This window comes from Methylocystis sp., assembly GCF_021731785.1.
GTDB lineage: Bacteria > Pseudomonadota > Alphaproteobacteria > Rhizobiales > Beijerinckiaceae > Methylocystis.
On record NZ_JAKFWS010000161.1, the window covers coordinates 1 to 8,185 of the forward strand.

The 8,185-nt window shown below is 58.5% G+C and carries 6 protein-coding genes and 2 pseudogenes; 1 reads left to right on the forward strand and 7 read right to left on the reverse strand.

Going from position 1 to position 8,185, the window contains the following annotated elements:
- Nucleotides 1-303: 303 nt before the first annotated feature.
- From QZ964_RS20055 to QZ964_RS20075, 5 genes and pseudogenes are all read right to left on the reverse strand, one after another.
- Nucleotides 304-837: pseudogene (locus QZ964_RS20055) on the reverse strand (IS630 family transposase); the annotation flags it as partial.
- Nucleotides 838-958: 121 nt separating this feature from the next.
- Nucleotides 959-1,627 carry a hypothetical protein gene (locus tag QZ964_RS20060; RefSeq protein ID WP_292533871.1) on the reverse strand — a complete coding sequence of 223 codons (669 nt, stop codon included), beginning with the start codon at nt 1,625-1,627 and terminating at the stop codon, nt 959-961.
- Nucleotides 1,628-2,293: 666 nt separating this feature from the next.
- Nucleotides 2,294-3,580, reverse strand: coding sequence for a dTDP-4-dehydrorhamnose 3,5-epimerase family protein (locus QZ964_RS20065; RefSeq protein WP_292533873.1), 1,287 nt, complete (start codon nt 3,578-3,580; stop codon nt 2,294-2,296).
- Nucleotides 3,581-3,912: 332 nt separating this feature from the next.
- Nucleotides 3,913-4,320 (reverse strand): hypothetical protein, encoded by a 408-nt coding sequence (locus tag QZ964_RS20070; RefSeq protein ID WP_292533875.1) that lies wholly within the window; start codon nt 4,318-4,320, stop codon nt 3,913-3,915.
- A gap of 177 nt (nt 4,321-4,497) precedes the next feature.
- Nucleotides 4,498-4,785, reverse strand: a pseudogene (locus QZ964_RS20075) (transposase); the annotation flags it as partial.
- A 120-nt stretch (nt 4,786-4,905) separates the two neighbouring features.
- Here QZ964_RS20075 and QZ964_RS20080 point away from each other — a divergent pair.
- Nucleotides 4,906-5,997, forward strand: coding sequence for an IS110 family transposase (locus QZ964_RS20080; RefSeq protein ID WP_292533878.1), 1,092 nt, complete (start codon nt 4,906-4,908; stop codon nt 5,995-5,997).
- 190 nt (nt 5,998-6,187) lie between these two features.
- Here QZ964_RS20080 and QZ964_RS20090 read toward each other — a convergent pair whose 3' ends face one another.
- On the reverse strand, nt 6,188-6,898 hold the full coding sequence (locus tag QZ964_RS20090) for an SMC-Scp complex subunit ScpB (protein WP_292533881.1): 711 nt from the start codon (nt 6,896-6,898) through the stop codon (nt 6,188-6,190).
- A 1-nt stretch (nt 6,899) separates the two neighbouring features.
- Nucleotides 6,900-7,982 carry a DUF1403 family protein gene (locus QZ964_RS20095; protein ID WP_292533883.1) on the reverse strand — a complete coding sequence of 361 codons (1,083 nt, stop codon included), beginning with the start codon at nt 7,980-7,982 and terminating at the stop codon, nt 6,900-6,902.
- Nucleotides 7,983-8,185 lie beyond the last annotated feature (203 nt).

Here is an 8,185-nt window from a genome sequence, read left to right on the forward strand (position 1 = left end):
AACGCGGCATGCCGAGACGCCGGGAAATCTCGTGCGCTGAAACCGACGCGGCCTTCAGCCGAATAATCTCGCGCGCCTGGCGCATCGTAATCCGCTCCGCTGGCATGAATCGCTCCCCCTTGGATTGACAAAGGAGCGACTTGATCAGGCCAACGGCGGCGGTGAGCCACTGCACGAAATCACCCGGGCGGGATCATTCCGTCGCAGGGGGGCGGGATCATCTCGGAATCGGGGGGTGCCATCATTCCGTAACGGGTGGGCGCCTTCATCTCGTTTTAGGGGGCGCCATCAAGCGGAATCAGCACTCAGCACCAGCGCCCGATTGGGCGGCGACAGATAAAGCCCGACGATGTCGCGGACCTTGTCGACGAACAACGGATCGCTGGAAAGCTTGAACGTCTCCGAGCGATGCGGCTGTAAGCCGAAAGCGTTCCAAATCCTTCGGATCGTCGTATGCGAAAAGCCGGTCTCCGTCGCCATCGAACGGATCGACCAATGCGTTGCATCCTTTGGCGTGGACCGGAGCGTGCGCTCGATCACGGCGGCGACCTGATCATCATCGATTGTCCGAGGTCTGCCTGGAGGGGCCTCATCCAGTAGCCCTTCGATGCGATCCTTCAGAAAGCGCCGACGCCACTTGCCAACCGTGTGCTCATGGACGCCCAGCTCGCGCGCAACGGATTTGCCGGGCACGCCATCCGCGCATCGGAGGATAACACGGCAGCGTTCGGGCAAAGACCGCGCCACGCGATGGCGACGAATCTGTCGTTCGAGATACGCTCTTTCATCGGGGCTGAGGATCAGGGGAGCAATCGGACGCCCCGTCGCGTTGGCCATAAGCTCGCTCCCGCTCTCATGTAAAAGCGTGATCATATAATGAAATGAACTTCAGTTCCAGATGACTAGACTCGGACGTATCAAATGTCGAAATCGCCTTTCGTGACTATATAAATAACCATTATAGCGATTGACCTTGCCCCCTGGTCTGCTTGAATTCTGAAAGCGGGCCACTTCCGAACACCGTCGTTACATACTCGCTGGGGAGCACCCCGAAAACAGAGGCAAGAACTGCGGGTGCGTCGGCCAGAGACGGCGGAGTCCAGTTCAGGGCCTCGTGCAGCTTGGACTGCAGATCGAAGAAGATATGCACCCCCTCACATTCCAGTACCAGCGCCCGAAACACGGCTTCAGCTAGAACGCGCGAAATTTCGTCGGGCATCTGGCTTTGCATGGATGCAATGAACGACCGCTTAAACTTATCGACACCCTCGCCCGAAACGCCGCAACTTTCATGTCCGAGCATCGCGCGCACCCGAAGGGGATCAGGGTTCCGAAGCAGGGACGCTGCACCAATTGCATACTGAGTCCGAACGGCTTCAGAGAATTGGAAGAGTCCAGATAGTGTGGGGTCGGAGCATCCTTTGAGCCTGAAATCTATGGCGGCAGCGCGCGCTCGGTTCACGAACTCCGGATCGCACACGCCACTGACTTCTTCTAGTTGATATTGCACATTCCCTACGTTGTCATGACAGCTGATTACGAATACGTTCAGCCAAAGTGTCAAGTCAATCACCGCATACGCGTAATTAAGAAAGACCTCTCGACAACCAATAAGCCTTTCAGCCATCCTGGTATCAAGTTTACTTTGGCAGTTGCCAACAGCGAGTAGACCTAGCGCCTCAGCCATGAGGTGGGGTGGACCTGCACATGCTTCCATCCCGGTTCTGCTTAATAGAGCCCCGCTCTCCTCAGCATACCGAAACAAGGAAGCAACAGAATCTGTTGCTTCTTCGTATCTGCTCCCTTGAGCGATCTGAAAGAGGAGTCGATTCTTGCAGAGGCCGAAGAGCCCAGCGCACATTTTGTGCGCAGCAGCGACAGCGGCTGGGATGGAGCGGGATCGCAGCCTGCATGGCTCGCTGTATATAAGGTAGGCGGGAACCGTAAGAGCTGCTGCCGCCGTGCGCGCGAGATCAATAAGGGGAGGGGGGCGCGACGATTCAGTAATGCAGCCGGTTCTCACGTAATTCAACAGGCCCAGAACGGTTGGCCAATTCGAGGTCACTTGGTCGAGGGCACTCGAATTCATTAGACGGGGGGTGCGACTCCTGCTCCCGGCATAAGGACACAGCACGTACGCACTTCTAACGGTGCGGCGAACAGCCTCACTTGCGCGAATCTCGCCAATCGGACGACCATCTTCATCGAGCAGATCGTTTACATCGGCGAGCAATACGCGACGGTAATCGGCCCCCGTCGGAAAGCTACTTCTTGAACGCGTCATGGGGTCATCTCAAGAGGCGTCTCTAACGTTTTGCCTTATTGCCACTCGCACTTGACGACCGCTTCCGTCATCAACGAGTAGAACGGCCGGCGTCGAAAGATTGTCTTTCCTGAGAGCAAGGTAATCCTTCTGGAGTTGCACCAACTGTTGATAGTATGAAAACGGAAACTCACGCGTTTCAATATCGAACAATGGTCCGGGGCGTTTGCCAAGAGGCCAATCTATTACATCATTCCCGGGTTCGAACGATTCTGGATCACCTGCACGGCGACAGGGGCGGTTGATAGTAAACACGCGTTCCAAAGATTCAAACGCGTGCGCAACGCCGGGAGGGATTACAAGCATTCTCAAAGGCGACGGTTTGAACTCATAACAAAGTTCCTGGCCTTGTGTTGACGATTGACTCCTGCAGTCGAGCAATTTGATTCGGACAGTCCGATCGGATGGCCCAACGAACGTGAGTCGGTCCTCCCACTCAAGGTGGATGCCATAGGCGTCTGTCGAGTAGGAATTTTCGCCGTGATCGATTACCTGGATGGGTGCGACATCGGTGAACGCCGCGTAGCCGGCGGCTGGGCCGGCCCATACCAATAGATGCTTGCGCCAGCCGACACCGTCGATTCCTTCGATTGGTTCCCAATCTAGCAATTGCTGTCCCACCGATAGCCGCTTTTTAATCATCAGTGTCGCGACATTGCCATCGGGGTCGACGACTTCTTCAGTATGTGGATACTCGTATTCGATAGTTCCGAGGGTGGCCTTCTGCATCTCACTCAGGACTTCGTAAAACACTGGGGAAGCAGGGTATGGATTGGGGTCTACGATCGGGAGATCGGCATTCGGAGTATCGTAAGAGAAGTTATAAATATCAGCACCTGTTGCCCACGGATTGCGCTCCGTGAGAAGATGCTCCGGGGGAGGCAGATAAGCTCTAAATGCATTGAGGGTGTAAACCCCCTCAAGACACTTGAAGCCGTGCGCAACCCCGCATGGGATTTTCAAGGTGCGCCGCGAGCTCGGAGTGAAGTCCAAAGTTATTCGACGATGGAGTGTCGGAGAGTCGCGGCGACAATCGACGAAGAACCCCTGCGCCTGAGTGGTAGAGGGGCCGAGGAATGTCAGATGATCTTCGAGGCCGCGATGCAAACCGTAGCGACCATGGGAAAACGGCTCCTCACCGTGATACACCAGATGGACAAGGTCCGTGGTCGGGAAAGGGACCACGGTCGAGTCGACCCCGTTCTCGATGGAAGTCGTCGGCTCCCAGCAGAGCCCTTCAATTCCTTGAATCTCCATTTTTTAGCACCTCAGAACGATGAATGCGGTGGCGCGGTTTTCACTTCGATTTGTCATCGTGCGATTTCGCGACCTTTTATCATCAGAAGATGCGGTGAGACCGGGTTTCGACACAGCAACTTTTGGGAAAAGCTCGCTGGCGACGCGATGATGTCGGTTCTCACAAGCTTCTTCCGACGGTTCATTCGAGGCAATTATACATATATACATACACTGTTGTTTCCCGCTGCCCCGTAGCTCAACGGGACTGCGCGCCGCATCATCGGCTAACAAAGCTCCAGACCTACAAGCAGCAAAATATGATGACTGCAGCGCGCTTGTCCTGCTGTCGCCTACCGTCCAATAACCGAACGTGGAACGTTTGCGGCATCCTTGGGTGCCAGAATGTCGACGTGATAACCAGCTTCTCCAGCAGCTTTAGTAAGTTCCTCAATGGTCATGTTGGGGAAGAGATCGACAAAGCGACCAACAACCTCCGCCTTGATGTTGAGCAAAGCCGCTGCAGTGAGAGCAGCCTTCTTACTCGGATCGATTTTGGGTGTCGACATGACGTGATTGAGCATTAAAACAGCAAGTGCCTTATCCCCCGCCGCTACGTCCTTTGTCGGAACCGCTTCATCGCTGCCGACGGTCGCAACTAACCGCAAGGCTGCAGCCTCGAAATGCCCAAGATCGGGCGCGTGCGAGCGATCATAGAGCGAGCCGAAGAATTTCTTGGCCTTATCGACGGTGAGTGTCATGGGAAAGCTCCTTCAACAGGATCATGAAATGAAGTGGACAAAGGGCTCCGACCCGCGATGGCTGTTTCCGAAGGAATTATATTTGCGCAGTCCGGCACCTTCCGATTTCCTGCAAACCGCGCCCAACGTCATGTCGCAGAACTCATCCGACCCCGACGCTTTTGCGTCAAGTTTGAAACCTAGGCGAATTATTGCCATCGTCAAGCGGTCCTTGATCAGATATTCGCAGCGCTCGTCCGACAGCGAATGCATCGCTTGAAAGATCAACCTTAAACATGAACACATGATCAAATGGCAGACGCCCGCCCTTGCAGCGATCAGCGCGCGGCACGGCCGCCTCCAGCGCCGCCCCCGGAACATCTCGAAATCGACCAGAGCTTTCACGCGCTCCAGATCGTCGCCCTTGGCCGACAGCTCCGCCAGGCGTTCGTCGAGATAAAAAAATCCGAGCGTTCCCTTCGCCATGTCCGCGCTCTTTTGTTAAGACCGTATGTCCGCTACTGCGACTGAGGTGGCTCGCCCTACGCTATGCGAGCGAGGGTTGCTCGGTAGTCCGAGCCGATCATCAGCGCAGGAGGGCGAGCCATGGAGCAGCCTACAGAAGTTTTCGTTGGGATCGACGTTTCGAAGGCGCGTAACGCGATTGCCGTCGCTTCCGGCGGGCGCAACGGCGAAGTGCGTTATGTCGGCGAAGTAGATTCGTCGGTCGACAGCATGCGTCGCTTGATCAAGCGCATTACGGCCAAGCACGCGCAGGCGCATTTTTGCTATGAAGCGGGGCCGACCGGCTATGGCCTGCACCGGCTCATCGTTTCAATGGGGTTCCCTTGTTCCGTGGTGGCACCCTCTCTCATTCCGCGAAAGCCAGGCGATCGGGTCAAGACCAACCGTCGCGACGCGGTTGCGCTCGCCAAGCTGCTTCGGGCCGGTGAGCTGACGGCCGCGTGGGTTCCGGACCAAAGCCGTGAAGCGATGCGCGATCTTGTGCGCGCGAGAGCGGCCGCTGTCGAAACGGTGTGTGTGCATCGTCAACAGGTGAGCGCATTCATGCTCCGGCACGGTCGGATCTTTCCGCGCAAAATCCCTTGGGGCGCTCGTCATCTTCGCTGGTTGCAAGAACAAAAATTTGATCATCCGGCCCATCAGATCGCGCTGCAGGAGATGGTCGAAGCCGTGAGAATTTCCAAGGAGCGCGTGGAGCGGCTCGAGGCGGCGATCAAAGAGTTCATATCTGAATGGTCGCTGGCGCCTGTGGTCCAGGCGCTCCAGACGCTGCGCGGCATCGATCTGATCGTTGCCGTCACTTGCGCCACGGAGCTTGGCGATCTAAGCCGCTTCGATAATCCGCGTCAGCTCATGGGCTATCTCGGTCTGACGCCGAGTGAACGCTCGACGGGCGACACGGTCCGGCGCGGCGGCATCACCAAGGCCGGCAATGGTCGTGTGCGGCATCTGCTGATCGAAAGCGCCTGGACCTACCGCCATCCGCCTCGGATCGGAAAAGTGAAGCTCTACAAAATCGAAGCTGCGTCGCCGCGCGTAAGGGAGATCGCGTGGAAAGCGCAGACTCGCCTTACAACCCGCTATCGCGCGCTCAGCGCACGCGGCAAAAAGACGACCGTCGTCTGTGCTGCAATTGCGTGCAACGTGACAGCAGCCATTTTGAGCGCGACGTGATCTTGTGGGGCGTCGGTTGGTATGTGGCGTATCCGATCAGCTTCAGCTACCGACAACTCGAAGAGATGATGGAAGAGCGTGCAACTTTTATGAAAAGAGAAAATGAACGTCGATAGGCTTATGGGGTCGACCTTGGCGCAGGATTTGGGAAGATTCTGCGCGAATCCCTCGTTCGAGTGATGCGGCCTTTTTAATCCTCATCGATCTCGTCAACCGGTTCGGCGTCGTCGGTGCCGAACCCCAAGATGTCGTCAAGATCGGATTCGGTCGCCGGCCGTGTCAACAATCCGGCGTCTTCGAGCTTTTCGATGTCGGGCAGATCGCGCAAACTTGCGAGTCCAAACACTTCCAGAAACTTCTTCGTCGTCACATACGCAAAGGGCGCGCCGGCTGTGGGCGCGCGCGGTCCTGCGGCAATGAGGTCGAGAGCTTTCAACCGACCGATGACGTCGCGGCTGATTTCTTTCCCGGCGAGCTGCGACAGTTCGGCGCGCGTTGCCGGCTGCAGATAAGCGATCGCCGTCACGGTGAGAAGTTCGGTCGGCGTCAACTGCGGCGGTCCGGCGTCTCGCGCGCCGTTGTTGAGCACGTGAATAGCGTCGGCATAGCGCGGTTTGGTGCGCAGTTGATAGCCGCCAGCGACATGAACGAGTTCATAGGGCCTCGCGCGCAAGTCATCGCGAATATCAGAAATCAGTTCATCAAAATTGCAATCGCGCCCGACCAGTTTGGCTAGCGCCTCGCGTGGCAGGGGCGATGGCGAGGCGAAGATCGCCGCTTCGACGCGTCCCATCCATTCGCGCCAGCGCATGGGCGGCGGCAACTCAAACAGATCGGCCTCTAAAAGCGGCTCCTGATCGCGCCGCGCCGTACGACGACCGCATGTCGGCGTCCTCTGCATGTCACAGTCCGTAGAGTCGAAAATTCGGACGGCCGGAGAGTTCCCGTACGGCGCCAAGCGCGACGAGTCGATCGAACGACCGGCGCGACGCGCGATCTGAAAGACCCGCGGCCTTCGCCGCGCGCGCCGCCGAAACGCAATCATCGGCGAGCAGCAGGTCGACAACGCGCGCAGCTCTCTTGGCGCGCAGATTTGGCGCGACGCTCAGCAGCCTGTCGGAACGCCGCGACAGCTCGCCGGCCAGCGTAAAGGCGTCTTGAGTAGCGCGCGCCGCTGCGCGCGCGACGCTCAAACACCAATCGGGATCGCTCGGCCGCGGTCGGCGACCGTTTGCGACGCGCATTGACGGATGCGTAATCGTCGTCGCCAACAGCGGCAACGGCGCGCCCCAACCGAGGCGCTGCGCCAGCACGACATCGGTTAGCCACAACGCAAAAATTTCGGCGTCGATCGGCGGCGCCTGATCCAGGACGTGCTGCGCCATGGCGCTCGCGCGCGCCGCCGACGCAAGCGGATTTTCGTACGTTGAAGCCTCCTGCACGAGCGCGGCAAGAGCTGTGCAATCGATGTCCGGCGGCAGGTCGAGACAGTCGGCGGCGGCGCGAAGATATTGCGCGTCGAGCCGCGCATTAAGCTGTCCTGGGCGCGGCGCGAAAAGACGCCAGAGGCGATGCAGGCGCCCGCCGGGCGTCGGCGCGGCGTCAAAGCCGGCGAGATGCTCGGCGTCGCGTAACGCGGGCTCATCTTCGCGCAAGCGCGCTATCGCGGCGCAGGCGGCGGCGCGCAAAGCGAAACGCTGGCGCAGCGCGCCGACGAAAACGGGTTCAGCGACGTCAGATCCGCGCCGCAAAATCTGGTCGACCAGCGCCAGGCTGGCGCCCGCAGAAAACGCTGCGTTGGGCCCGTCGTCAAGCGCGCGGTCTTGCGCGCCGGCGCCGCCTTTCACCCAACGCGGCAGCGGCTGTATTTCCGGGATATTGCGGGGGTTTTGAGCCGCATCGCTGCGGGTCCGCGCGCGGCGTTTGCGCGCCCCAGTCGACGATGATTGCGCGTCAAAAACGGCGGCCGAATCGATTTCCAGCATCTGAGAATCGTAATCGAAAGCGGCGCTTTGTCACCTTCATTCGCATCAAATCCGCCGCGCTTGTCGTCTCGCTCCAATGTCCGATAATGTGGGCTTATCGGACATGATTCGAGACGCCCGGATCCCGGGGCGCTCGGATCCGAAATCGGGCGCTGCGCGCGTTCCGAGGCGTCGGATTTTTCGAGCCCGATGTCGGACAGCCA

Excerpts from the sequence above, each read along its gene's own strand:
- QZ964_RS20060 (WP_292533871.1), bottom strand. The coding sequence starts at position 1,627 with ATGGCTGAAAGGCTTATTGGTTGTCGAGAGGTCTTTCTTAATTACGCG.
- QZ964_RS20065 (WP_292533873.1), bottom strand. The coding sequence starts at position 3,580 with ATGGAGATTCAAGGAATTGAAGGGCTCTGCTGGGAGCCGACGACTTCC.
- QZ964_RS20070 (WP_292533875.1), bottom strand. The coding sequence starts at position 4,320 with ATGACACTCACCGTCGATAAGGCCAAGAAATTCTTCGGCTCGCTCTAT.
- QZ964_RS20080 (WP_292533878.1), top strand. The coding sequence starts at position 4,906 with ATGGAGCAGCCTACAGAAGTTTTCGTTGGGATCGACGTTTCGAAGGCG.
- QZ964_RS20090 (WP_292533881.1), bottom strand. The coding sequence starts at position 6,898 with ATGCAGAGGACGCCGACATGCGGTCGTCGTACGGCGCGGCGCGATCAG.
- QZ964_RS20095 (WP_292533883.1), bottom strand. The coding sequence starts at position 7,982 with ATGCTGGAAATCGATTCGGCCGCCGTTTTTGACGCGCAATCATCGTCG.